Genomic DNA, 1,189 nt, shown 5'->3' on the forward strand with positions numbered 1-1,189 from the left:
GTGACGAAACAATCCACGAGATCTTCCTAGCCGACCAGATCAGCCCTCAGTGCGTGGTCGCCGGATGACGCTCACGCTCTATGTCGCCGGTGCGCCGCTCTCGAAGGGCGAAGCCCGGCTCGACGACGGCACCGATGATGGCGAGATACTGCTCATGGAAGGCCAGGTGTTCGACACGGAGGGCAGGCCGATTTCCGGCGCGATTGTCGATGTCTGGCACGCCAATTCGTTCGGCTTCTATTCGTTCTTCGGCCCGCCCCAGTCGTCCTACAATCTGCGCCGCCGGATCGAAACCGACCTCGACGGCCGCTATCGCTTCTGTTCGATCATGCCGTCGGGCTATGGCTGCCCGCCCGGCTCCAACACCGAGAGGCTGCTCGCGAAGATGGGGCGCCATGGCCAGCGGCCGGCGCACATCCATTTCTTCATCACCGCGTCAGGCTATCGGCAGCTCACCACCCAGATCAACATCGACGGCGACAAATACCTGCACGACGATTTTGCTTTCGGCACCCGCGACGACCTGATCCCACCGGTCGTACGCGCAACGGAAGCCACCGAAATCCGGGAGGCGGAGCTCAACAGGCCATTCGCGCGGATCGGATTCGACTTCAAGGTCACCCGCGAGGTCGCGGGCGCTCCGGCGACCGTTGTGCACCGCGAGCACGCGGTGGCGGCGTAACTCGAGGTGTTAACAGCACTGCGCGAACGTTCCGATCCATGGGGAATCGTGCAGCCGTCTGATGCGTGTGAATCCGCGTGGCTCGCCGGGCACGCAGCCGGATTTCTGCCGGTGGCAGCTGACGCGGTGCCAGGATCTGCGGAACTGCTTGGCCAGCGGCCCTTGAAGTTGGACTCGCTCTCGCGCCCATGAACAGCGTCAGGCGGAAGATTGGATAAGATATCGCAGGCTCGGTTGGTGTGGGGAAACGCGGTAGCGCTCCCCCGCCACCAGATCTGCGAATTTACACGCCAGACTACATCTCGCACAAGCGGTGCTTTTTTACCGCTGTAAGGCTTGATACTGCGCCGCGCATCAAGCACCCAAAATCGATGATTAGTTCGGGATGAGACGACGCCTTTCGAGTAAGCGACGGCCTTAGCATTGGGTGACACTAGTGGTCTATCACAGTGATTTTGACTCTTTGGGGGTGGCTGGATAGGCGCGGCCGAGTTTGGCGCGAGCTTT

Annotated in this window: 1 protein-coding gene; it reads left to right on the forward strand. The window is 61.5% G+C overall.

The genetic code is table 11. The features are described from left to right. The first annotated feature begins 64 nt into the window (after window positions 1-64). Window positions 65-682, forward strand: a complete 618-nt coding sequence (locus AAFX91_RS41815) for a hypothetical protein (protein ID WP_394570362.1) — start codon at window positions 65-67, stop codon at window positions 680-682. The last annotated feature ends 507 nt before the right edge of the window (window positions 683-1,189 follow it).

This window comes from Bradyrhizobium sp. 31Argb (assembly GCF_043638955.1).
In the GTDB taxonomy this organism is placed as follows: domain Bacteria; phylum Pseudomonadota; class Alphaproteobacteria; order Rhizobiales; family Xanthobacteraceae; genus Bradyrhizobium.